This is a genomic window from Streptomyces sp. NPDC107654 (assembly GCF_055639035.1).
The window spans coordinates 193,394-217,475 of record NZ_JBVKBI010000009.1 but is presented as its reverse complement, the minus strand read 5'-3'; the positions used below and the strand labels follow the sequence as shown (position 1 = coordinate 217,475).

19 protein-coding genes and 1 pseudogene are annotated in these 24,082 nt (G+C 73.4%); 14 read left to right on the top strand and 6 right to left on the bottom strand.

Going from position 1 to position 24,082, the window contains the following annotated elements:
- Positions 1-58: 58 nt before the first annotated feature.
- From ACZ7N4_RS18435 to ACZ7N4_RS18425, 3 genes are all read left to right on the top strand, one after another.
- Complete coding sequence (locus tag ACZ7N4_RS18435; RefSeq protein WP_471359353.1) at positions 59-538, top strand: NUDIX hydrolase; 480 nt, start codon at positions 59-61, stop codon at positions 536-538.
- 54 nt (positions 539-592) lie between these two features.
- Positions 593-1,414, top strand: coding sequence for a 3-hydroxybutyrate dehydrogenase (locus tag ACZ7N4_RS18430; protein ID WP_471359352.1), 822 nt, complete (start codon positions 593-595; stop codon positions 1,412-1,414).
- A gap of 358 nt (positions 1,415-1,772) precedes the next feature.
- Positions 1,773-3,692 carry a helix-turn-helix domain-containing protein gene (locus tag ACZ7N4_RS18425; RefSeq protein ID WP_471359351.1) on the top strand — a complete coding sequence of 640 codons (1,920 nt, stop codon included), beginning with the start codon at positions 1,773-1,775 and terminating at the stop codon, positions 3,690-3,692.
- 45 nt (positions 3,693-3,737) lie between these two features.
- Here the strand turns inward: ACZ7N4_RS18425 and ACZ7N4_RS18420 are convergent, their stop codons facing one another.
- The 4 genes and pseudogenes from ACZ7N4_RS18420 to ACZ7N4_RS18405 all read right to left on the bottom strand — a co-directional run bounded on the left by ACZ7N4_RS18420 (position 3,738) and on the right by ACZ7N4_RS18405 (position 7,557).
- Positions 3,738-5,117 carry an MFS transporter gene (locus ACZ7N4_RS18420; protein WP_471359350.1) on the bottom strand — a complete coding sequence of 460 codons (1,380 nt, stop codon included), beginning with the start codon at positions 5,115-5,117 and terminating at the stop codon, positions 3,738-3,740.
- Positions 5,118-5,471: 354 nt separating this feature from the next.
- Positions 5,472-5,759, bottom strand: a complete 288-nt coding sequence (locus ACZ7N4_RS18415) for a hypothetical protein (RefSeq protein WP_471359349.1) — start codon at positions 5,757-5,759, stop codon at positions 5,472-5,474.
- Between the two features lie 73 nt (positions 5,760-5,832).
- Positions 5,833-6,049 (bottom strand): annotated as a pseudogene (locus ACZ7N4_RS18410) (IS630 family transposase); the annotation flags it as partial.
- A 158-nt stretch (positions 6,050-6,207) separates the two neighbouring features.
- Positions 6,208-7,557: a PAS domain-containing protein gene (locus ACZ7N4_RS18405; protein WP_471359348.1), complete on the bottom strand. Its 1,350-nt coding sequence runs from the start codon at positions 7,555-7,557 to the stop codon at positions 6,208-6,210.
- Positions 7,558-7,921: 364 nt separating this feature from the next.
- Here ACZ7N4_RS18405 and ACZ7N4_RS18400 point away from each other — a divergent pair, with 364 nt between their 5' ends.
- The 6 genes from ACZ7N4_RS18400 to ACZ7N4_RS18375 all read left to right on the top strand — a co-directional run bounded on the left by ACZ7N4_RS18400 (position 7,922) and on the right by ACZ7N4_RS18375 (position 15,919).
- Positions 7,922-9,295: an ATP-grasp domain-containing protein gene (locus ACZ7N4_RS18400; RefSeq protein WP_471359347.1), complete on the top strand. Its 1,374-nt coding sequence runs from the start codon at positions 7,922-7,924 to the stop codon at positions 9,293-9,295.
- Entirely contained in the window at positions 9,292-11,322 is a 2,031-nt protein-coding gene (locus tag ACZ7N4_RS18395) for a PEP/pyruvate-binding domain-containing protein (RefSeq protein WP_471359346.1), read from the top strand. The genes ACZ7N4_RS18400 and ACZ7N4_RS18395 overlap by 4 nt, the downstream gene beginning before the upstream one ends.
- A complete protein-coding gene (locus tag ACZ7N4_RS18390) occupies positions 11,319-12,707 on the top strand; it encodes an MFS transporter (protein ID WP_471359345.1) in 1,389 nt (462 codons plus the stop codon). The genes ACZ7N4_RS18395 and ACZ7N4_RS18390 overlap by 4 nt, the downstream gene beginning before the upstream one ends.
- A gap of 346 nt (positions 12,708-13,053) precedes the next feature.
- Positions 13,054-13,779: a peptidylprolyl isomerase gene (locus tag ACZ7N4_RS18385; RefSeq protein WP_471359344.1), complete on the top strand. Its 726-nt coding sequence runs from the start codon at positions 13,054-13,056 to the stop codon at positions 13,777-13,779.
- 516 nt (positions 13,780-14,295) lie between these two features.
- Positions 14,296-15,519: a PP2C family protein-serine/threonine phosphatase gene (locus ACZ7N4_RS18380; RefSeq protein WP_471359343.1), complete on the top strand. Its 1,224-nt coding sequence runs from the start codon at positions 14,296-14,298 to the stop codon at positions 15,517-15,519.
- 28 nt (positions 15,520-15,547) lie between these two features.
- On the top strand, positions 15,548-15,919 hold the full coding sequence (locus ACZ7N4_RS18375; protein ID WP_471359342.1) for an STAS domain-containing protein: 372 nt from the start codon (positions 15,548-15,550) through the stop codon (positions 15,917-15,919).
- 137 nt (positions 15,920-16,056) lie between these two features.
- Here ACZ7N4_RS18375 and ACZ7N4_RS18370 read toward each other — a convergent pair whose 3' ends face one another.
- Positions 16,057-18,852 (bottom strand): SpoIIE family protein phosphatase, encoded by a 2,796-nt coding sequence (locus ACZ7N4_RS18370; protein WP_471359341.1) that lies wholly within the window; start codon positions 18,850-18,852, stop codon positions 16,057-16,059.
- Between the two features lie 397 nt (positions 18,853-19,249).
- Positions 19,250-19,651 (bottom strand): hypothetical protein, encoded by a 402-nt coding sequence (locus ACZ7N4_RS18365; RefSeq protein ID WP_471359340.1) that lies wholly within the window; start codon positions 19,649-19,651, stop codon positions 19,250-19,252.
- A gap of 275 nt (positions 19,652-19,926) precedes the next feature.
- On the opposite strand from ACZ7N4_RS18365, the gene ACZ7N4_RS18360 reads away from it, so the two are divergent.
- The 5 genes from ACZ7N4_RS18360 to ACZ7N4_RS18340 all read left to right on the top strand — a co-directional run bounded on the left by ACZ7N4_RS18360 (position 19,927) and on the right by ACZ7N4_RS18340 (position 23,997).
- Positions 19,927-20,124: a hypothetical protein gene (locus ACZ7N4_RS18360; protein ID WP_471359339.1), complete on the top strand. Its 198-nt coding sequence runs from the start codon at positions 19,927-19,929 to the stop codon at positions 20,122-20,124.
- 232 nt (positions 20,125-20,356) lie between these two features.
- Positions 20,357-21,844: a serine/threonine-protein kinase gene (locus ACZ7N4_RS18355; RefSeq protein ID WP_471359338.1), complete on the top strand. Its 1,488-nt coding sequence runs from the start codon at positions 20,357-20,359 to the stop codon at positions 21,842-21,844.
- Between the two features lie 167 nt (positions 21,845-22,011).
- Positions 22,012-22,863 (top strand): EamA family transporter, encoded by an 852-nt coding sequence (locus ACZ7N4_RS18350; RefSeq protein WP_471359337.1) that lies wholly within the window; start codon positions 22,012-22,014, stop codon positions 22,861-22,863.
- A gap of 178 nt (positions 22,864-23,041) precedes the next feature.
- Positions 23,042-23,374 (top strand): hypothetical protein, encoded by a 333-nt coding sequence (locus ACZ7N4_RS18345; protein ID WP_471359336.1) that lies wholly within the window; start codon positions 23,042-23,044, stop codon positions 23,372-23,374.
- The gene (locus tag ACZ7N4_RS18340; RefSeq protein ID WP_471359335.1) at positions 23,359-23,997 is read left to right on the top strand and encodes a condensation domain-containing protein; all 639 of its coding nucleotides are present in this window, start codon (positions 23,359-23,361) and stop codon (positions 23,995-23,997) included. The genes ACZ7N4_RS18345 and ACZ7N4_RS18340 overlap by 16 nt, the downstream gene beginning before the upstream one ends.
- Positions 23,998-24,082: the final 85 nt, after the last annotated feature.

Here is a 24,082-nt window from a genome sequence, read left to right as displayed (position 1 = left end):
CGCTGTACGACCCCCGAACCCCGCGGGGCGCGGTGCGCCGGCCCGTTAGGGTCGGCGCATGGCTACTCCCGACTTCATCCGCACGCTCAGGGCCTCCGCCGGCCGTCAGCTGCTGTGGCTCCCCGGGGTCACCGCGATCGTCTTCGACGACGAGGGCAGGGTGCTGCTCGGCAGACGGACCGACACGCGCAAGTGGGCGGTGATCGGCGGCATCCCCGAGCCGGGCGAGCAGCCCGCGGCCTGCGCCGTGCGGGAGGTCTTCGAGGAGACGGCGGTGCACTGCGTCGCCGAGCGCGTCGTCCTGGTCCAGGCAGTGGAGCCGGTGACCTATCCCAACGGCGACACCTGCCAGTACATGGACATCACCATCCGCTGCCGTGCCGTGGGCGGGGAGGCCCGGGTCAACGACGACGAGTCGCTGGACGTCGGCTGGTTCGCGGTGGACGCGCTGCCCGAACTGCACGAGTTCGCCGTCTTTCGGATCAAGCAAGCCATGTCGGAGGCACCCACATGGTTTGACCCTATGACCGCTGGCTGAAGTATGGGCGGTCACCACATGTGGTGACCCTTGGGCGCGGCTTAGGGTCGGCACATGACCTCGCCCACCCCCCTGCCCGGTCCCGAACCCCGATCCCAGGCTCTCGCCCTCGACCTCGGCGGCCGTACCGCGCTCGTCACCGGTGCCGCCAGCGGCATCGGCCGCGCCTGCGCGCTGCGGCTGGCCGCCGCCGGGGCCGAGGTGCGCGCCGTCGACCGGGACGCGGCCGGCCTGGCCGAGCTGGCCCAGCAGGCGGAGCGGGCCGGCGGCCTCGCGGGCACCGTCGTACCGCTGGTCGTGGACCTCACCGACCTGGACGCCGCCGAACGCGCCGCCGCCGGCACCGATGTGCTGGTCAACAACGCCGGGCTGCAACTCGTGCGGCCCATCGAGGAGTTCCCGCCCGAGGTGTTCCACACGGTGCTCACCGTGATGCTGGAGGCTCCGTTCCGCCTCATCCGCGGCGCCCTCCCGCACATGTACGCGCAAGGCTGGGGCCGGATCGTGAACGTGTCCTCCGTCCATGGTCTGCGCGCCTCCGCCTTCAAGTCCGCCTATGTGGCCGCCAAACACGGTCTCGAAGGCCTGTCCAAGACGGCAGCACTCGAAGGCGCCGCCCATGGGGTGACCTCAAACTGTGTGAACCCGGCCTATGTGCGCACCCCACTGGTCGAGAAGCAGATCACCGACCAGGCACAGGCACACGGCATCCCGGAGGAACGTGTGCTCTCCGAGGTCCTGCTGAAGGACAGCGCCCTGCGGCGGCTCATCGAACCGGAGGAGGTCGCCGAGGCCGTGGCCTACCTGTGCAGCCCGCAGGCGTCCTTCGTCACCGGCACCTCCCTCGTCCTGGACGGCGGGTGGACGGCCCACTGACCGGCCCGGCGACGCCGGCCGCCCTCCCCGCCCCGCTTCCGGTGCCCACTCCGGTGATTCTCCCCGCCGCGGCTCCGGCGCCGACTCCGGTGGTCCCTCCCGCCGGTGCTCCGCTTGTGGCCCCGCTCGTCGCTCCGCTCCCGGCGCGCACTTCGGCTGCTCGCCCCGCCGCGGCGCCGGCCCTCACCCCGGCCGCCCTGCCCGCCCCGCTCCCGGTGCCCACTGCAACTGCCCTCCCGGCCCAGGCTCCGCCCGCCGCCCCGGCTTTCCTCCCCGCCCCGGCTGTCCTCCCCGCTCCGCCTCCGGAGGTTGTCCACAGGCCTGCCGGGCCGGGTGGCCCATACGGAATCCTGTGACCATGTCCCGCGATCACCTGCAGTCGGCACCCAGCGGCAGCGCCGAGGCCCCGTACCTCGACCTGCTGGCCCGCGACGCCTCCGTGGAGGCCTACGAGCAGCCCGTCCTGCTCGCCCGGGCCGCGGGCGAGCCCGCCGGCCGGATCGCCGCGCTGGAAGAGGCCAGACTGCGCGCCCTGCGCGTACGCGCGGAGCTGGAGGGGCGCAGACGGCGCGAGGCGGAGCTGTCGGCGCTCTTCGAGACCGCGCACGACCTCGCCGGACTCCGCGATCTCGACGCCGTCCTGCAGGCGATCGTGCAGCGCGCCCGCTCCCTGCTCGGCACCGACGTCGCCTACCTCAGCCTCAACGACCCGGCGCGCGGCGACACCTACATGCGGGTCACCGAGGGTTCCGTCTCCGCGCGCTTCCAGCAGCTGCGCCTCGGCATGGGGGAGGGGCTCGGCGGCCTCGTCGCCCAGACCGCGCGGCCGTACGTCACCGACGACTACTTCCAGGACGGCCGCTTCCAGCACACCCGCGCCATCGACGCCGGTGTCCACGACGAGGGCCTGGTCGCCATCCTCGGCGTCCCCCTGATGCTCGGCCCGCACGTGATCGGCGTCCTCTTCGCGGCGGACCGGCGCGCGCGGGTCTTCGAACGCGAGCAGATCGCCCTGCTCGGCTCCTTCGCCGCGCTCGCCGCCGCGGCCATCGACACCGCCAACCTGCTCACCGAGACCAGGGCCGCCCTGGCCGGCCTGGAGCGCGCCAACGGGATCATCCGGGACCGCAGCGCCGCCATCGAGCGCGCGTCCGAGGTCCACGACCGGCTCGCCGAACTCGTGCTGCGCGGCGGCGGTGTGCACGACGTGGCCGCCGCCGTCTCCCAGGTCCTCGACGGAACCGTCGGATTCGCCGAGGCCGCCGCGGCACCGGCCGAGGCGCTGGAGGCGTCCCGCGTCGAGGGACACGCCGTACGGCACGGCAGCGACTGGATCGCCGCGGTGGCCGCCGGCGGGGAACTCCTCGGCGCGCTGGTCCTGCGCGGCCATCCCGGCCTCGACCCGGTCGACCAGCGCACCCTGGAGCGCGCGGCGATGGTCACCTCCCTGCTGCTGCTCGCCCGCCGTTCCGCCGCCGAGGCCGAACAGCGCGTCCGGGGCGAGCTGCTGGACGACCTGCTCGACGCCCGCGACCGCGACCCCCGTCTGCTGCGCGAACGCGCCGGCCGCCTCCAGGCGGACCTGGACGCCACCCATGTCGTCCTCGCCGCCCGCCTCGACGGTCCGGCGGCCGACGCCGAGGAGGAGGCAGCGGCCCGCCGCCGGCTGTGGTCCGCCGCGTCCCACCTCGCGGCCACCCGGCACGGTCTGGCCGCCGCGCGCGACGGCGGCACCGTCCTGCTGCTGCCGCTCGCAGCCCGCGACACCGCCACCGACGTGGCCCGCCGCACCGCCCGCCATCTGGGCACGGCCGTCCACCAGCCGGTCACGGTCGGCGCCTCGGCACCCGTCACGGACCTCGCCGTGCACCCCGAGGCGGTGGCCGCCGCGTACGCCGAGGGCCGCCGCTGCCTGGACGCGCTGCGCCTGCTGGGCCGGGCGGGGGACGGCGCGGCGGCCGAGGACTTCGGCTTCCTCGGCCTGCTCCTCGCGGGCGAACGGGACATCGCGGGCTTCGTCGAGCGCACCATCGGCCCGGTGGTGACGTACGACGAGCGGCGCGGCACGGAACTGGTGCGCACGCTGGACGCGTACTTCGAGGGCGGGATGAGCCCGGCGCGCACCAAGGACGCGCTGCACGTCCACGTGAACACGGTGGCGCAGCGGCTGGAGCGCGTCGGCCGCCTGCTCGGCGCGGACTGGCAGACGCCCGAGCGGGCCTTGGAGATCCAACTCGCTCTGCGGCTGCACCGGTTGGCCACGCCGGGACGGCGCTGACCAGCCCCCCGAGGCTGGTCAGCGCGGCGTGGGTGACGGCGTAGGTCAGACCGTCCGGGCCTCGGCGGCCGGCGCCGCCGCCCCGGAGGCCTCCGCGTCCTCCCCGTCGACCTGCGCGAGGTCCCGGTGCCGGGTCTCGCGCGAGACGGCCACCGCGACCAGGGTCAGCACGGCGGCGGCGATCACGTACAGCGCGATCGGGGTGGAGCTGTCGTAGTCCGAGAGCAGCGCGGTGGCGATGAGCGGAGCGGGCGCACCGGCCGCCACGGAGGCGAACTGGGCGCCGATGGACGCGCCCGAGTACCGCATCCGGGTCGCGAACATCTCGGCGAAGAACGCGGCCTGGGGCGCGTACATGGCGCCGTGCAGCACGAGCCCGACGGTGACGGCCAGAATCAGGGACCCGAACGAGCCGGAGTCCACCAGCGCGAAGAACGGGAACATCCACAGCCCGACCCCGGCCGCACCCAGCAGGTACACGGGCCGACGCCCGACCCGGTCGGACAGCGCGCCCCAGGCCGGGATGACGGCGAAGTGCACGGCGGAGCCGATGAGGACGGCGTTGAGCGCGGTCTGCTTGGAGACGCCGGCCGAGGTGGTGGCGTACACGAGGATGAAGGCGGTGATGACGTAGTAGCTGATGTTCTCCGCCATCCGGGCGCCCATCGCCACCAGCACGTCCCGCCAGTGGTACCGCAGCACGGAGACGAGCGGCAGCTTCTCCTCCGCGTCCGACCGACGCGCCTCAGCCCGCTCCAGCGCCTCCTTGAAGACGGGCGACTCGTCGACGGACAGGCGGATCCACAGCCCGACGAGCACGAGCACCCCGGAGAGCAGGAACGGAACCCGCCAGCCCCAGGTGCCGAAGGCGTCGTCCGACAGTACGGCGGTGAGCAGCGACAGCACACCCGTCGCGAGCAACTGCCCGGCGGGCGCGCCGGTCTGCGGCCAGGAGGCCCAGAAGCCGCGCCGCCGCGCGTCCCCGTGCTCCGACACGAGCAGGACGGCGCCGCCCCACTCCCCGCCGAGCGCGAAGCCCTGCACCAGCCGCAGCACGGTGAGCAGCACCGGCGCGGCGGCCCCGACGGTGGCGTGCGTGGGCAGCAGCCCGATGGCGAACGTGGCCCCGCCCATCAGCACCAGGCTCAGCACCAGCAGCTTCTTCCGCCCCAGCCGGTCACCGTAGTGCCCGAACACGAGCGCCCCCAGCGGCCGGGCCGCGAACCCGACGGCGTACGTCAGGAACGACAGCAACGTGCCGACGAGCGGGTCCGAGTCGGGGAAGAACAACCTGTTGAACACCAGCGCGGCGGCCGAGCCGTAGAGGAAGAAGTCGTACCACTCGATGGTGGTGCCGATGAGGCTGGCGGCGACGATGCGGGGGAGGCTGGACGGGGCTGGTGGAGCGGTCGCAGGGGAGGACATCGGCAGCACTTCCTGACGTTCGACGGGGACGTTTGCGTGTCGCCACACCGTAGGAACGTGCAGGTCAGGGGCGTATGTGGTGGGACACCATAGTTTTGGGCATCGGAGTGCGCGCGTACACCATGAAAGCGCTGCGGGGGCCTCGGAGGCGGCCGCATTGAGGCTGCGAAGAGCGCTGTTCGAGTTGCTCTGCGCGGGCATGGTCTGGGGGTGCCGTGCCCTGACTCCCGTGCTGGTTCGGTGCTGACCAAAGACCACGTCATCACCCGTTCTCGACCCCGGGTGACCCGACTGGTTACGGTCGTTCGTGAGGGCCCGTCCAGCTCGCTGACGGGCCCTCACGAACGACCGCGACTAGTTGGAGGCGGAATGCGCAGAGACGGGCTCCAGGTCCGCCATGGCCACGACGGTGACGTTTCCCTGGAAGGGGTCATTGCCATCGTCGTCCCGGATGAACAGCGTGACGGTGAGATCCGCGCTTCTACTCCGCACTTTGTTCACGGTGACGCCCACGACCTCGCGACCGAAGGAACGCGCGGTTCCGGGGCTCTGCACGAAGCAGATGTCGAAGGACTGAACGAACGCGGTGATGACCCTTTCATCGCTGTCGGGATCCTTGCGGATCGTGCCGGGGAACTCCACTTGCCAAGGCTGCGTTAGCGGGGTGTCATCAACCTCGCGCGTGAACTCCGCTGTACGGGCGGCCAGGTGGAGGGCGGACGTCGTCCCGGACCAGCAGGATCGGGCCCCCGAGCCGGGTACGGGCGCGGACGGCCAGATCGCGGAAGTCCCGCCGGCCGAAGCCCTTCGGCTCGTCCTTACGGCCCCGATGCTCGCGGATCGCATGGATGTACCGGGATCGCCGGCCCGCCTTGAGGCAGGCAATGCCCCCCCGTCGACACCCGCCCGGAACCCCGGCCCCGCACCCGAGCCCTGCGACAGGACCCCGGCCTCGCCGTGCTCGCGACAGTCCCGGCGCCACCGCTCCACCGACCGCTCGCTCACCCGCGGAGCGGCGGCGACCTCACGGTTCGTCTTGGCACGCATGGGCGGCCGACCGGAACCCGAGGGGTACGGGGAACACGGCCGGTCAGACGGGGCTGAGCGGATGCGCCGCCGTGGTGGAGCGCGGCGGCCAGGAGTGCGGGGAGAGGATGCCCAGCGCGTAGGCGCGCGCCACCAGCGCAGGACGGGTGGGGGCGTCCAGCAGACGCCGGAGGCGGGCGAGGTGGTAGTCGACCGTCTGCCGCGACAGACGCAGCGCCGCGGCGACACCGGCGTTGTCGTAGCCCGCGGCCAGCAGGGCGAGGATCCGCACCTGGGCCGGAGTGAGCGCCGGATGCGGCTCGTGGCTCAGGCCGAGCCGCGTGACGACCGCCCACACGCCCGCGTCCCGCCCCCGGGTGTGGTTGACGACGCTGAGGTGGACCCACACGCGGCGCAGGCGCCGGGCCCCGTCGACGAGCACGGCACTGGACTGCGCGTTCCTGCGCCGCCCGCCGGTCAGCTCGCTCCAGACGGCGTGCAGCGCGGCGCGTTCCGGGGTCTCCGCCAGGAAGGCGCCGGCCGGCGAGCCCACCAGGTCGCACAGCCGCAGACGCAGTAACTCGGCGGCCGCGGGGCTCGCTTCACCCACCACCCCGTCCGCGGACAGCCGTACGCAGGGCAGACCGCTGTGGTCCCGCAGGGCACGCAGGTCCTCCTCGGCCCGGCGTCTGTCGTCCAGCGCGTGGGTGTACTCGCTGACGTCCACATAGGTGCCCGCCACACAGCGCAGGGCCCCCCAGGACACGGGGAAGCGGTATCCGGCCGCGTAACCGGGCGAGCCGTCCGGGCGCCGGTAGGTGAGCGTGTGGCGCACGGAGCGGCCGTCGGTGAGGACCTCGTCGTCGAGCGCCAGGAACCGTGCAGCGTCGTCCGGGGCGTCGAACTCGCCGAGGTGACGGCCGACCATGCGGTCGCGGGTGGTGCCGTACAGGTGGGCGTAGGCGTGGTTGGCCCACACGTAGCACCCGGCGGCGTCGCGCACGAACATCGCCGCCGGACTCAGATCGGCGAACGACGCGTAGGCGTCCGCGCCCGCCGGCGCGCCGCCGCCCACCTCCACCGCCATGCCCCGGCTGCCACGACGCCGGGCGTCGCCACCCCGGGCCGACCAGATGACGTCGAAGGTGCGGCCCTCGAACCGGGTGCGGCGGGGGCCGTCTCCCGACGGTGCGCCGTCGCCGGGCCGGGCACCCTCGCCGAGCCGTGCGCCGTCACACCACCGGGCGGTCGGCGGATCCCCGGCCTGCGCCGAAAGGGCTTCCAGGAAACGGTGTGCCGTGTGTGCGTCGGTGAAGGCGCCGCCCCCGCTGTGGACCCGCCCCGAGTCGGCGTCCGTCTCCCACCAGGACACCGGCAGACGGGCGAGCAGTGTCTTGAAATCGGCCTCGTCCACAGCCCAACTCCTTGAATCACGTACGGGTGTCACGGTGTGTGACATCTCATGCGTGTCCCGTACATGCCCAGCCATGCGGTCGTCCCCCTACCCGTGTGGCACCCGGGCCGCGAGTCCACTCAGGCATGTGCCTGAGACGACCGCGCTCAAAGCGGCGAGAGCCGGGAAACCCGACTGCTTCGCTGGACGGGAAGCGCCCCACGGCGCACACGGACGACAGGCCGTACGGCGGCCCGTACGTCAGGCGCGGAGACAGAGTCCGGCGCGCCGGAACCCCGCCGCCTCGTCGCCGCGCGCTGCCCCGCCGTCCGTCCGCGCGAAGTGACACCCGAGCAAGCCGCCCAAGAAGAGGAGTTGAAGTCCCGTGGCGAAGGTGCTGTACGTGCATGCCAAGGGTGGTCCCCCGGTCGGGTACGCCCTGCCCAGGGTGGCCGCGAGGGCCGAGGTGCACCTGCTGGCACTGAGCGAACTGCCCGCCGGCAGCGTGGCGCGCACCCGCTCGTGGTGTGCCTCGTCCGTCACCGCCGGAGACGCGGGGACGGACGACCTGGTCACGTCCATCACCTCCCGGGCCCGCGAGGTGGGCGCCGACGCGGTGGTCACCTTCTCGGAGTACGCGGTGGTCGCGGTCGCCGAGGCGGCCCGCCGGCTCGGGCTGCGCGGGGCGGGCCCGGCCGCGGCCCTCGCCCGCGACAAGCGGCTCATGCGCACGGCCTGGGAACGCCGGGGCATCCCCCAGCCCCGCTTCCGGCCCGTCGCCACGGTGGACCGACTGCGAAACGCCACGCGTGAGCTGGAGTGCCCCCTGCTGCTGAAGGCGGCCTGGAGCGCCGGCTCGACCGCGCACCAGATCATCGCGGCCTCCGCCGACGCCCCGGCCGCGTGGGCCCGTTCCCGCGAGGTGATGAGGGAGTCGGCGGGCCTGGGATACGCCGAACTCCATGTCGCCGGCGCCAACGAGGACTTCCTCGTCGAGGAGATCGTCACCGGCTGCGCGGGGGAGTGGTTCGAGGGACCGGGCTGGGGAGACTACGTCAGCGTCGAGGGCGTGGTCGCGCAGGGCGTCTTCCGCCCAATCTGCGTGAGCGGCCGGATGCCGACCGTCGCGCCGTTCACCGAACGGGCCGGCATCACACCGGCCGCCATCACCGGCGAGGCACAGGACGCGGTCGTGGCGCTGGCCCGGCGGGCCGTGGACGCGCTCGGCCTGGAGGACTGCGGCACCCACACGGAGATCAAGCTCGGGGCAGGCGGCCGCATGTGGGTGATCGAGACGGCGGCGCGCTTCGGCGGCGCGATGACCGTGCCGCAGATCGAGGAGGTCTTCGGACTCGACCTGATAGGCCTGTTCACCGACCAGCTGCTCGGCGGCACACCCGACTGGCCGGCCAGGGCGCTGACCCCCGCGGACGCCCGGAGCGCGGCCGGCTCCCTCGTCGTCCTCGCCGTGGACGGCGCGGGCGCGCCGTGGCGGCGACGTCACCTGTGGGACTCCACCGCGGTCGTGCGCTCCGCCCCGGTCGGACCGCACAGCAGGCTACGCGTCGTGGAGGACAGCTCGCTGCCGGACGGCGCCCCCGTCCCCGTCTACGACCCGGCCGCGGGCGCCAACACCATGGCCGCGCTGTGCCTGCTGTCAGCGGACCGGCCGCAGACCGTCGTCCACGACCTCGGTGCCCTCGTGGACGCCCTGCCGGACCTCCTGCCCCTGCACGCCACGGAAGGAGCGCGGGCATGACCTCCGCCCTTGACCGCACCGACCCGGCCGAGACGGGCGGGGACCGCACCGTCGTCGGCGCCAACCTGACGCTGCCACTGTTCCGTACCCTGTCCGGTGTGCTCGCCGGGCACCCCTACCTGAAGGTCGTGGTCGACCGGCACGTCTGCACCTGGCACCTCCTCGACACCCGCGTCCACCCCTTCCACGTCAACTACATCGCCACCCGCATCCTCGGTATGACGGTGGACGAACTGGACGCCCGCCTGGACGCGTTCAACGCCTCCGTGTACACCGATCCCGACCGCCGCTTCCTGCTGGGCGTGCTGTCCCTGCACACCGACCGGGCGGCGGACGGCACGGAGTGCCCCTTCCTGGTCCTGGAGACCACCGAGGCCGACACCATGCACGGCGCCCTGCTGGAGGAGTTCTACCTCTACGTGCGCGGACGCGTGGACGGACGCCTCCCGCTCCTGCTCAAGCCGGCCAACCACGGGCAGGAAGGGGAACTCGCCTCGATCCCCGAGACGGTCGTCCCCCGCGTCCTCAGCCACAAGCTGTTCGGCGAGCGGACCCGTACCTGCCTCAACCCCGGGCAGGCCGAGGGCCGTCTGCGGCACTTCCGCACCACGGCGGCGTACGAGGCGGCCGCCTCCGACCTCGGCTGGGCGGACATCGTCGCCATGCCCCGCGTGCCCGACGACGTGCCCAGGGTGGCCGGCTTCATCAACACCACGCCCATCACCCCGCTGTCCCACACCAACGTGCTCGCCTCCGGCTGGGGCATCCCGAACGCCATCGTGCGCGACCTCGACACCCTGGACGACCCGGACGCCCTCGACGGGCGGGGCGGCCTGGACGGCACCTGGGTGCGCTACCGGGTCAGCGAGGACGCCGTCACCCTGGAGCCGCTCGCCGCGCCGCCCCCGCTGACCAAGCCCGCCTGGCACCAGCAGCGCATCCGCATCGACACACCGCTGCTCGAAGAAGCCCCGGTCCTGGCCCTGCACCGGCTGCGGCGCTCCGACCGTGACAGTTACGGCACCAAGGCGGCCAACCTGGGAGAACTCCACCACGTCCTCGACAGCCGTACCGCCGACCTGACGGTGTTCCACGCCCGGCCCCGCCCGCCGCGCCGCGACCTCCTCGGCCACCTGGCGGCACGGCTCGGCGAGCGGGACGCCGCACGCGAGCACCTCCGGGCGGCCGCCGCCCGGTACGTGGCGGACACCGTCCGCGCACCCGAAGGCGTGGCGCTGCCCTTCCGCCTGCACCACCTGTTCCTCACCTCCTCACCCGCCCTCCAACAAGGCATCGGCAAACTGAAGATGGCCCTGGAACTGGAGGCGTTCGACATCGTCGACCCCCTGTGCCTGAACCTCCAGCAGCTCGTGCGGGCCACGCCCGTACCCCCGGACGTGACCCGCGCCATCACCTCCGCGGTGCCGCGGCTGCTCGCGGACGGACGCCGCATGGTGGTGCGCTCCTCCTCCAACGCCGAGGACCTGCCCGGCTTCTCCGCCGCCGGCATCTACGACTCCGTGACCACCGTGCGGGGAGCGGAACAACTCATGGACGCGGTGCGGCAGGTGTGGGCGTCCCTGCTGTCACCGCGCAGCGTGCGCCTGCGGCACCAGGTCGGCATCAGCCTGGACGACACCTACATGGGCGTGATCGTCCAGGAGTACCTGCCCGCGAGCCTCGGCGGCGTCCTGGTCACCTGCAACCCCACCCGCCGCGAGGACTTCCGCAACGTGTACGTCAACTGCGCCCCGGGCTCGCCCGAACACGTCGTGGACGGCTCGGTGCTGCCCCAGCAGTACCTGTACAACACCGTCGAGGGCGGCGGGCGCACGCTCGACGTCGGCACCGCCGGCGCGGACCTGCCCGCCCCCACCCGCGCGGCGCTCGCCCGGCTGGCCCTCACCGGACGCCTGCTGCAGTCCCACTTCAGCGCCGACGACCCCGACGACGCCCTCGACATCGAGTGGCTGATGACCGGCGAAGGGGACTTCCGGCTGGTCCAGATCCGCCCCTACGCCCGGTGAGCCGTCCCGTGCCCGCCCGCGCCGCCCGCCGCGCCGGCCCGGCCCCCACCCCGGCCGCCCGCCGCGTCATCCGCCTCAACAACGCCTTCCAGCTGCTGTTCAACCTGCTGTGGTGGATGCCCGTCTTCTACGCCTACCAGCGCGACGCCGGACTGTCCGACGGCCAGATCTTCGGCATCCAGAGCATCTACTACACCGCGTTCTGCCTCTTCGAGATACCGACCGGCGTGGTCGCCGACCGCATCGGCGCCCGCAACTGCCTGCGCGCCGGGGCGGTCGTCATGACGGCCGCCAACCTGGCCCCCGCCCTCGCCCCCTCCTACACCGGCTTCCTCGTGCACTTCCTCGCCATCGCGGCCGGGCGCTCCCTCGCGTCGGGCGCGGCGAGCGCCTACCTCTACGACGCGCTGCGCGCCGAAGGGGCCGACGCGCACTACCTGGGCGCCGAGGGCACCGCGCGCTCCCTCGGGCTGGCCGCCAAGGTCCTGTGCTGGCCGTTGGTCGGCCCGCTGATGACGCTGGCCCGGCCGGCCCCGTACGTCCTCAGCGCCGCCTGTGCCGCCGGGTCGCTGCTGTGCGCGCTGGCCCTGCCGCGCCTCGCCCCCCGGCCGGGCGCAGGGCCCCGCGGGAACGGACGGCGGCGCGGCACCCTCCTGCACGACACGGGGGCCGCCCTGCGGGCCCTGCGCGCCTCCCCGTGGCTGCCGCTGCTCATGGTGCAGGGCGTCGCGGTGTTCACGCTCGCCCGCATATGCCAGGTCAACCTCTTCCAGCCGGTGCTCCTCGACCACGGCATCGGGGAGGGTGCGCACGGCGGCGTACTCGCGGCCATGACGGTCGCCGAGGCCGTGGCGTCGGCGCGTCCGCGCTGGCTGAGCCGCCGGCTGTCCGCCGCGCAGTGGGTGTCCCTGCTGAGCGTGGCGCTGGCCGTGACCCTCGCCGCCACCACCCTCGGCGCACCGTGGGCCGTGGTCGCGCTGCTGTGCGCGTTCGCCGCGATCACCGGGTTCGTGTACCCGGTGCAGCGCAAGCTCGTCAACGACGCCGTCCCCGCCGACGCGCCACGCGCCACGCTGCTGTCCGTGGAGAGCATCGTGGACCGCGGGGTGTGCGCACTGGCGGCGGTCGCCGCGGGCGCGTACCTCACGGCCGGCCGGCTCGATGCCCTGCTGTGGCACAGCGCCGCGGTCACCTGCGTCCTGATCCCGGTCCTGCACCTGGCCCTGCACCGAACCCGCCGGACGGGCGAGTCCCGGACCGGACCCTCCACCGCCCGTACACCCGCCCCCGGTTCCGCCGCCCCCCGGCCGTCGGAGCAGCCGGCGCCCCTGCCGGCGGACGAGGGCGCCGGCCAGCCGCCCCTGAGTACCCACCGGGGCCGGTGAGGGCCACGGGAGCGCGATCGTGGACGTCCGCGCGCCGGGGCGGGGACCAGCCCTGCTGGGCGCCGCAGGGCTCGCGGTCGTCCGTCCTGGGCCCCCACCGGGGTGTCGAAGCCCTGCCCGGGAACGGGGCCGCGCAGGGTGCTGCAGCCGAGCAGGACGGTGCCGGCCGCCGTGAAGAACCAGCCGGACAGGTCGTCGTACCGTGCCGCATCCGAAGGAAGTGGCCTGCGGCCGCGGGCCGAAGTTGTGGGGACGGATGTGGCCTGCGGGCGGGTTCTCGCCCACCGGACCGCGCCTTAGACTCCGACCGCTCCGAAATCCGGCGATCTTCTGGAGGGTGTGCAGGATGAACCGAGCTTTCATGACCGCATTGGCGGCGGCAGCGTTGGTCGCGTCCGGCGGCGGAACCACCGCCTACGCTTCCGACGCCCCGCCGCGCACCACGCACGGTCCCTGCCAGTACGCCCAGACACCGGACGAGCCGGCGGCGCGGCCGGTCCCCCTGCCGCCCGACCCGCGGCACACCCCCGGTCACGGCACGGTCGACATGGCTGTCCCGACCAGCCAGGGGCCGCTCCCCCTGCGTCTGGACCGGGCGAAGGCGCCGTGCACGGTCCAGAGCTTCCTGCACCTGGCGCGGCACCGGTTCTACGACCGTACGGTGTGCCATCGTCTGACGGCGTATCCCACGCTGAAGGTCCTGCAGTGCGGCGACCCGACCGGCACCGGCGAGGGTGGTCCGGGGTACGCGTACAAGGACGAGCTGCCGGTGGACCTGCCGCCGGCACCGAGCGATCCGTCCGGCGTCCGTCGCCTTTACGGGCGCGGTCTGCTGGCGATGGCCAACGCCGGGCCCGACACGAACGGTTCGCAGTTCTTCGTCGTCTATGGCGACTCCGCGCTGCGACCGAACTACACGGTGTTCGGCACGGTCGGCAGCGTCGGCCTGAAGACGCTCGACAAGATCGCTTCCGGCGGCATCGAGCCAAGCACCCAGGACCCGGCGCCCGTCGACGGCACGCCCGTCCTGCGGACCGAGCTGCTCGGCGTCCGGCCGTCCTGCCGGCCCTGAGGAACTGTGCCGGGGTCACCGTGGGGCCGGCTGCCTGCCTGGTCCCACGGTGATGTGAAGCGGCCGATGCGGAGGCATGTGTGCGGGGGTGCCTCCTGAGATCGGCGTACCCTGGCCGCCACGCAGCAAGGGGAGCACGAGGTCCAGCAGGTCCGCGTCCCGCAGCACCGCGTCCTCGGTGCCGCCGAGGCCGCGCATCTTCACCAGGCACTGCGTGAAGCACCGTGGCCGCCGCGCCCGGGCCCGCCATGACGCCGCCCGCACTCTCGCTCCGCGAGACGGCGGTCCGGAGCGGCAGACGACATGACCGACACCGCCGGGGTCAGGACAGCGGTCCGACGGCCCTGCCGGTGGATGTCCGCCGCGGGGCTGCGCGTGCGGTTCGGGAGGGGGGTACCCGGGTGGTGCTACCCGGGTGGTGCCCGAAGAGGGGTACGACCCAGCGGCCGGAAAGAGGCGTGAAGTGGCACGTGTGCTCATGGGGTACGCAGCCGTGCGGCGAGGGGGGTGCGGGTGGTGACTGACAGCAGCACGGCGTCGCTGCTGCGGCTGATGCAGGCCAGCCATACGGCTACGCTCGAACAGCTCCCGGGGATGATCGCCGAGCACGCCGCCGTGGCGGGCCTGCACGACGTGGCTCTCTTCGTGGTGGACATCCGGGAGACGGTGCTGCGGCGGCTCACGGGGCTGGGGCCGGGTGCCGGAGACGGCGGGCAGGAGTTCAGCGTTGCGGGCAGTCTGCCCGGCCAGGCCTACCGGCGCGTGGAACTGCTGTCCGATCCGGGACGGGAAGGGACGAGTGATCGTCCGGGCGGCCGGCGGTGGTGGGTGGCCATCACCGATGGTGTGGAGCGGCTGGGCGTGCTGCGGGCGGACACCGACACCGACGACGAGTCCGTCCGCCACGCCGTGCGCGACCTGGCCTCGATGGCGGCCCTGCTGTTGCTGAGCAAGCGGTCGTTCAGCGACTCCTACGCGCGTCTGGTGCGTACGGAGCCCATGAACGTGGCCGCCGAGATGCAGTGGAACCTCACCCCGCCGCCCGCCTTCGCGGGGCACGACGTCACCGTCGGCGCGGTGATGGAGCCCGCCTATCAGGTGGGCGGCGACGCCTTCGACTACGCGGTGGCCGGCAGCACCCTGCACCTGAGCGTCTTCGACGCCATGGGTCACGACACCACCGCCGGCATCACCGCGAACGTCGCCGTGGCCGCCTGCCGCAACGCGCGCCGTCAGGGTGCCTCGCTGGCCCAGACCAGCCGGCTGGTGGAGGAGACGCTCATCGAGCAGTTCGGCACCAGCCGCTACGTCACCGGCATCCTGGCCGACCTGGACATGACAAGCGGCCGGCTGACCTGGATCAACCGCGGTCACCACCTGCCCCTCCTGATCCGCGGCAACCGCTGGACCACCCAACTGGTCTGCCCCCCGGCCGGTCCCATGGGCGCCGACCTCGCCCTGTCGGTCACCGTGGCCACCGAGCAGCTCGAACCCGGCGATCGTCTGCTGCTGTACACCGACGGCGTCGTCGAGGCGCGCGGCAGTGACGGGACGGAGTTCGGCCGGGACCGGTTCGTCGACTTCATCCGCCGTCATCACTCGGGCCGGCACACCCTGCACGAGACCCTGCGCCGGCTGATGGTGGCCGTCATGGAACACCATGAGGGCCGGCTCGACGACGACGCCACCGTTCTGCTCACCGAGTGGCGCGGTGGCCGTCAGCGGGAGCTGACTCCGTGAGCCCCGGCCCGCACGGAAAGAAGCGGCGATGAACACCGACCAGCCCGCCTTCCACGGTCGGCGGCACACCCTGCAGGTGCACGTCCGCCGTCTGAGCGCCGACCGCCACCTCGTCAGGGTCGTGGGCGACCTCGACCTGCACACCGCCTCGGACCTCGGCGACGCTCTGCAACCCCTGGTGCTCACCGGCGGGCACACCGTGCTCGTGGATCTGTCCGAGGTCCCCTTCCTGGACTCCACCGGGCTCACCTGCCTGATCGCGGTCTACCGCACGGCCCGGAGCACCGGTGCCCGCGTGGCGCTGATCGCACCCGGCGAACGCGTACGGCGCATGCTGGCGCTGACCGGAGCGGACCGGGTGCTGCACAGCTACGCCACCCTGGAATCCGTCCCCGACTGACCGACCGCAAGCAGGCCGTACCCGCGCGCCGTGAGCGACGCCGGGAACGTCATGGCCGACGCAGGAGTCGTCATGGTCGGCGCCGCAGACGTCGGCGGCTGCGAGGCGACCGCCGGCCTCGCCCTGCCGGCCGGCGGTCAGCCGAGGTCGTCGAACAGGGACAGCAGTGTCTGCTCGTCCGTCTCGGGTGCGGGCTGCTCCGGCTGCGGGATCTGCTCGGCCCACACCGTCTTGCCCTGCGGCATGAAGCGGGCACCCCAGCTCTTGGTGAACTGCGCCACGAGGAACAGGCCACGCCCGCCCTCCTCGGTCGTGGCGGCGCGCCTGATACGCGGAGAGGTGTTGCTGCCGTCGGAGACCTCGCAGATCAGCGAGTCGTCGCGCAGCAGCCGCAGGCCCACCGGCCCCGGACCGCCGTACCGTACGGCGTTGGTGACCAGCTCGCTGACCACGAGCCCGGTGTTGAAGTCCAGCTCCGACATGCCCCAGGCGGCGAGCTGAGCCCGGGTCAGTGACCTGGCCCGGGCCACGGCCTCGGGGTCGGACGGGAATTCCCAGGACGCCACCCGGTCCGCGGGCAGCGCGTGCACGCGGGCCATCAGCAGGGCCACGTCGTCGTACGGGCCGCCGGACAGCAGGGTGCCCGTGACCCGGTCGCAGGTGTCCTCCAGCTCCGGACCGGCGAGTTTCAGGGAGGCCAGCAGTTGCGCGGTGCGTGTTTCGGTGTCCTCGTAACCGCGGCTCTCCTTCAGCAGGCCGTCGGTGTACATCGTCAGCAGACTGCCCGCGGGCAAGTCGACGGTGGCGGACTCGTACGGCTGGATCCCGCCGAGCCCGAGGGGCGGGCCGGTCGGGAGGTCGATCAGCCGTGCCTCCCCGTCCGGCGTCAGCAGGGCGGGCGGCGGATGACCGGCCGTGGCCGCCGTGCACCGGCAGGACACCGGGTCGTAGATCGCGTACAGGCAGGTCGTCCCCGTTGCCGGGTCCTCCTCGTCGGCCTCCTCGTCGGGGGTGCGGCTGACCAGGTCGTCCAGGTGGGCCAGCACCTCCTCGGGCAGCAGGTCCAGACCGGCCAGCGTCCGTACCGCCGTACGCAGCCGGCCCATGGTCGCCGCCGCCTGCAGCCCGTTCCCGGGCACGTCACCGACGACCAGCGCCACGCGCATACCGGACAGCGGGATCGCGTCGAACCAGTCCCCGCCCACACCCGACCTGGCGTCCGCGGGCAGATAGCGGGAGGCGAGGCCGACGGTGCCCAGCCGGGGCAGGGCGTGCGGCAGCAGACTGCGTTGCAGGGTGAGGGAGGCGTGGTGTTCCCGGCCGTAGCGGCGGGCGTTGTCCATGCCGATCGCGGCACGGGCCGCCAGCTCGCCCGCGAGCGTCAGGTCGTCCTGTTCGTACGGCCTCGTCCTGCCGCGGCGGTAGAACCCCGCCAGGCCGAGGACGGAACCCCGTGCGGACAGCGGAGCGCCCAGGTAGGAGTGCTCGCCCGCGCCGAGGAGGCCGACGGGGTGCGCCCCGCCGGTCGGGTGCCCGGCCAGGGCGGCGGTCACCACCGAGTCCGTGACCGGCTGCCCGGTCTCCAGGCACCGGGCCTGGGGTGTACCGGCGGGGTAGCCGGTCGGTTCGTTCACCCCGCCGGCCGGGAGGTCGCGGGCGTCCTCGCCGGCCCAGGCGGCCACCCGGCGCAGTGGTACGTCGGGGCGCAGTGGCCCGGGCGGCGGCTCCTCGCCCTCCAGGACGCTTTCGACCAGGTCGACGATGACCAGGTCGGCGAAGCGCGGCACGCTGATCTCCGCCAGCTGCTCGGCGGTACGCCGCAGGTCCAGGGCGGTGCCGAGGCGGACACCCGCCTCGTTCAGCAGGGCCAGCCGTCCGCGTGCCTCGGCGGCCAGCCGGCCGACGCCCGGCTCGCCGACGAGCAGCAGCCACGCGTCGGTCGCTCCGGCGGGGTGCGGTCCCGCAGCCTCTGCGGGGTGGTTCGAAAGCGGCGCGCGACGGCCGGAGTCGGTCGCGGCAGCCGGACGTGCCGGACCCGTACCGCCGGCGTCCTCGAACGTGACCTCGACCGCCGCCCCCTCCGCGTCGCCGTGGTGCAGTTCCCGTCGGCGCAGGACCGCCAGGCGGCTGCCCGCGAGCGGCACCTCGGCGAATGCCTCGCCGGGCGAGGAGATCAGCTCGACGGCACGCTCCAGCAGGATCAGGCGTTCCTGCGAGGCCAGCCGGGGCGGCGGTCCGCCGCGCCGGGACAGCTCTCCCGAGTCGAGGTCCAGCTCGGCGTGCCCGCCACGCTCCATGGCCCGGCGGAACGAGTGCGTCAGTTCGAGCTCGCGGGCCGTGCCCAGTTCGAGCAGGCGTTCCCCGATGCGCTCGGTGGCGTCCTGAAGGACCAGCGCCATGCCGGGGTCGGCCAGTTCCCTGGGCACGGAGAGGTTGACGGCGCCCCGCACGGTGCCGCCGACCGGGTCGCGCACCGGCGCGGCCATGCAGGTGAGCTCCTTGAGGTCGTGCAGGAAGTGTTCGTGGCCCACGACCACGAACGGTGCCCTGGTGCTGAGCACCATGCTGACGCTGCTGGTGCCCATGAACCGCTCGTCGACATTGGCGCCCGGCACGAGGGAGGCGGCGTCCATCAGAGTCAGCCCCGCCGGGTCGCCCCAGCGGTCCACGATGTGCGCCCGCGAGTCGGCCAGTGTCACGGTCACCGGCACGCCCGAGAACCGTTCGTACAAGCGGGTCAGCACCGGCGCCGCGGCCCTGACCAGCCGGGAGTCGGGATCCAGGTCGCTCTCGATCGGCAGAGCCGCTCGTTCGCGGTCGATACCGAGAGACTGGGAGCGCTGCCAGGAAGCGAGGATCTCCGGGCGCACCCCGGTGACCAGCGGTGTCCGGTCGCCCTGGTCGCTGCCCGAAGGAGTTGGGTACGACTCCACCACTACAGGATAAGCGGGCAAACAGGGCATTTGCTCTGGCGCTGTTGCTCGGCCGCGCCCGTGCCGGAGCAGATCGGCGCGGACGCGTACGACGACTACCGCCGCGCCGTTCACCACCCGGCCACCGTGCACCCTGTGCGAGGAGTCCCGTGCCTGCCCCGGCATCGACCGCGAACGCGATGACGCCGACCGGCGGACCGGTCGGCGCATCGGCTGCCCCGTGCAGGTGCTGTGGGCCGTTCACGTCGGCATGCCGGCCTCTACGGCGACGTGCCGGGGGTCTGGAGCGACCGGGCGGCAGGCCGACCAGAGGGCTTTCCGGTCGACTCCGGACACCACATGCCCGAGGGGGTCCCGGAGACACTCGTCGCCGTACTGCTCGCCTTCGGGGCGGGGCCTACTTCACCTTGACCGTGACCGTGGGCGAGAAGACCTTCCCGGACTCGCTCACGCCCGCGATCCGCAGGTGTTCGGTGCCCTTGGTGTTGAGCTTGGCGTTCAGGGCGTACGAACTGCCCTTCCGGACCTTGGCGGTCGCCTTGAGCGAGGTCCACTTGCCGGACTTCTCGTGTTGGAGCACGAGCGGGGAGCCGATTTTCAGGCCCTTGGTGCGGCCGGTGAACGTCACTTTGTCCCCGGCCTTCACGTCGGTCTTCCCGGCCTTCACGGTGATCGAGGCCGTGGTGCCCGGGGCCGGGGATGCGGCCAGGGCTCCGGCCGTCCCGCCGGAGAGCAGCGCCACGGAGAGGGCACCGGCGCCGAGCGTGCGAAGGCAGTGGTGACGGAGTACAGAGGTCATGCGCGTCTCCCGTCCTGTCGTTCGATCGACCTTCCCAGGCTGCCCCGGGGGCGCCCCTCTCGCCACTTGGTCAGGCCCCGTCGACGCGATGGGCTGCGGACCACCCGGTGCGGAACGGGGTCCGCCGGTCGCGGTGATCGTAGGGAGATCCGCCGAGGCCCACGCCGGACACCTTGGCGTGGAGGAACGCGCCTGGTGAGACTGGCAGTCGGCCGGGTGAGCGTCCCCGAGAAGGCTCCGGCGGCCCAACCCCACCATTTCGTAGAGGAGTTCCCATGACCGTGTGCAAGCGTGCGGTGGCCTTGGTGTTCGTGGCCACCGCGGCCTTCACCGCCCTCGGCCCGCAGGCCATGGCCGTACCCATGCCCTGGGAGACCAGCCGTACCCCTACGGTCGTCACCCACGGCACCCCCACGGCGGACCGCGGGAACGGTACGATCACCGTGCGGTGCGCGCCTCCCTGCTACCAGTAGGCGACCGCGTCCTCAGCGCCTGCGCCGGAACGGGGTGCGAGGGCTCACGACATCGCGCACAGCGGGAATGCGCGGGAACCGCGAGATTCCGCGCACCCGCACCGGCAGCCTCATCGATCGAGTCGCGGAACGTGACCCCGGGGGTACTTCGGCACCTCATGGGTACGCGTGTGCGGCGCCCCCCTCGCAGGCGCACCCCTGGGCAGCACCTGGACAAGCAGTGGGAGATCAGATGAGGCTCCGCCAGTCGGCTCTGGCGTCGTTCCGGTGTTCCGCACGCGTGCTGGGCGGCCGTTACCGCCTGGACGCGGTCATCGGCTCGGGGGGCGCCGGCGACGTCCACCGCGGTTTCGACCTGCGCCTGCGACGACCGGTGGCCGTCAAGGTCTTCCACGTCGGCACGGGGGACGACGGGGAGGACGGCTTCCACCACGAGGCGGTGATCCTCGCCCGGTTGCGGCACCCGGGCCTCGTCACCGTCCACGACGCCGGCCGGCACGACGGACGTGCCTATCTGGTGATGGAACTCATCGAAGGCCCTACGTTGAAGGCGCGCATCGCCGAGGGCCCCCTGGCGCCTGGGGAGACCGCTTCCCTCGGGGCCGGCCTCGCGCGTGCCCTGGCCCACGCGCACGACGCGGGGATCGTGCACCGAGACGTGAAACCGTCGAACATCATCCTGGACACGTCCGGCCGCCCCCACCTGACCGACTTCGGCATCTCCCGGCTGCTGGACGCCACCACCCGTACCGCCACCGACGCCCTCGTCGGCACGGCCGCCTATCTGTCTCCCGAGCAGGTGCTCGGGAGGCCCGTCGGCCCGTCCGCCGACGTCTACGCCCTTGGGCTGGTGCTCCTCGAATGCCTCACGAGCCGACTCGAATACGACGGTGCTCCCCTGGAGGCCGCGATCGCGAGGCTGCACCGGCGGCCCGAACTGCCCGCGTCCCTGCCGCAGGAGTTCGCGGCCCTGCTGGGGGACATGACCGCGCTGGACGCGCAGGTCCGCCCGTCAGCCGACGACTGCGTCCGGGCGCTGGCCGCCCTGGCCGAGCCGAACGGTCCGAGGGCCGCCCCACACCCGGCCGGCGTCACGAGCCTGCTTCCCGGGCAGGTACCGGCGCGGGTCGACCGCACGCACCAGCAGGCGCCACGTGCTGCCGGTACGGCCGCGCCGGAGGCCCCGCCCGCGCGCGGACGCCACCGGGTGGCCGGTACGGCCGCCGCGCTGGCGGCTGCCGTGGCCGCCACCGTCGCCGTGTCCGCTGCCGTGTCCGACGGATCCGCGCACCACACGCCGGCACGGGCGGTGAGCAGCCCCTCCGGGAAAGCCGGCACCCCGGACGCGTCCGCTCCCGGCGACGCGGCCGGGTCCGCCCCTGCCGAGCCCACCGGACGCCTTCATGCCCCCCGCCCCGGTGCCGGCTCCGGTCGAGCGTCGAGCTCCGCCTCCGCCGTGTCCGGCCGGGAGCGGACGACCGGCACAGCCGTCCACCGCACCACGCCCCCACCCGCAGACGACGCAGCACCGGGCGCAGCAGGCGGTGAGGCCGCCCGAACGTCCGAAACGGCAGCGCGTGGCAAGAGGGGAGCGGACTCCGCCGGTAACCCTGCCGGCAAGCGGTCCCACAAGTCCCCGAAGGCTCAAGGGGCCCCGCAGAAGACGGGCCGGCAGAAGACGGCCCCGCAGAAGCCGGCCCGGAAGAAGGACGCGGACTGAGGGTTGCGCTACCTCGCGCTTGTCGTCGCCCGGCGGCGCGGTGCCCGGACGCCCCGGACGCGTCGCGGGTGTCATCGTCACCGGGATCCCGGGTAGAGCCGTCGGTATGGTTCTGTGCGCCGATGCCTCGCCGTCCCGGAACACCCCGACGCCCGCCGGGAGTTCGCGTGGGTGAGACGCTGGCGCTGGCCTCCGCGCTCTGCTTCGGTGTCACCCACTTCGTGAACGGGCTCGTCTCCCGCAGGGCCGACGGAATCACCGTGGCCCTGTACGCACAACTCGCCGGGACCGCCGTGGCGGTGTTGCCGGCGCTGTCGTCCTCCGGAGGCCCCGGCACGGCCGGCGACTACTGGTTCGGGGCGCTCTCGGGCGTCGGTACGGGCGTCGGGGTCGCGTACCTGTACCGGGCGATGTCGCGGGGGCAGATGAGCGTCGTCGTACCGGTCAGCGACGTGGGTGCCGTCGCCCTTCCCGTCCTGGTGGGCGTGGCCTTCCTGGGTGAACGCCCCGCCGGTGTCGCCTGGGCCGGCATCGCGGCCGCCGTCCCCGCGTTGTGGCTCGTCGCGCAGGCGTCCGGGCCGGGCCAGGACCGGGGAACCCACCCGCCGGTGACCGCGGGAGTGCCCGCGGCGCTGGTGGCGAGCGCCGGGTTCGGCGTGCAGTTCCTGGCGATGGCGCAGGTGGGGGCGGACGGTGGCCTGTGGCCGGTCGTCGTCAGCCGGGTCGCGTCCGTGGCGGTGATCGCCGTCGTACTCGTCCTGTACCGGGCTCCGGTGAGGATGCCCGGCCGGCCGGCGGCGGTGGCCGCCGCGGCCGGTGCGGTCGGCACGGTCGCCGTCATCCTGTATCTCTCCGCGACGCGCGACCAGTTGATGGCCGTGGCCACCGTGCTGTCCGCGCTCTACCCGGCCGTCCCGGTGCTGCTGGCGCTGGCCTTCCTGCACGAGCGGCTCACCCGCCGCCAGGGCGCCGGACTGGTCTGCGCGGCCGCCGCCATCGCGCTCGTCGCCCTGCGCTGAACACGCCGGTGTGGCCGCCGGGACCGCCGCACCGGCATGCCCGGAGGCACGTGCCCGCCACGGTCGCCGTGCGCGACGCAGGCCGGTGTCGGGTGCCGTCAGCGGCGCGTCAGTTCGGCGTCAGTGGCCGTCGGAAGAATCGGGCACGTCCCGACGACCACACGCACCCGGAGGCGATATGCAGGGAGCAGCACCCCTCGCCGTCCGCAGCGCCGCCTGGTACCTGCCCGAACCCACTCTGCCGGTCTCCGGTGTACAGGCGTTCGACGAGACCGAGCGCGCCACCCTGGACGGCCTGGGCATCGACACGGTCCGGGCGGACGACCGGCTCGACTCCGTCGCTCTCGCGGAACGCGCCGCACGGCGCGCCCTGGAACAGGAGGGGCTCGACGCCAGTGATCTGGGCGCCCTGGTGGTGGAGTCGCGGATCCAGGAGACGTTCCTCGGCCGGCCGCGCGCCCGGTCCTCACGGTCGAGCCCGTCACCGCGGACCGGTTGCCGGCCGCGCTGAGCGCCGCGGCGGGCCGCCCCTTCCGCCTGGAGAGCGAACTACCCGTTCGCGCGGTCCTGTTCACCACCGAGACCTCGCGCGTGCAGACCTTGCTCCTGCTGCTCCACCACATCGCCTGCGACCGCGCCTCGCTGCCCCGGCTGCTGGACGACCTCGGCACCGCGTACCGGGCCCGTCTCGGTGGTGACGCCCCGGACTGGCCCCCGTTGCCCGTCCAGTACGCCGACTTCACCCTGTGGCAGCGCGAACTGCTCGGCACCGACGACGACCCCAGCGCCCTGCGGACCGGCCAGCTCGCCCACTGGGACAAGACCTTGGACGGTCTGCCGGAACGCATCCCGCTGCCCGCCGACCGCGTGGAGCGGGCGCCGTCCGGGCGCCCGGCGCCCCCCACCGGCGACACGGTCGCCTTCACCGTCCCCGCGGACGCGCACCGACGGCTCCTGGAGGTGGCCGCGGAAGAGCAGGCCAGCCTGTTCCTGGTGGCGCACGCCGGTCTGGCCGCGTTGCTCACCCGTCTCGGCGCGGGTGCGTGGCTTTGTGGGTGGAAACGGACACCACTTGTCGACGGGCCTGAACACCACTTGCCGATCACAGGGCCGCGAAATGTCGATGAGGACTGACACCACTTCGGTGGGGACGGTTGACGTTGGCAGCGGTGGACAGTGGGGGCCGCGCCCGGTTGGGCGATGCGGTTTGGGGTCGTCC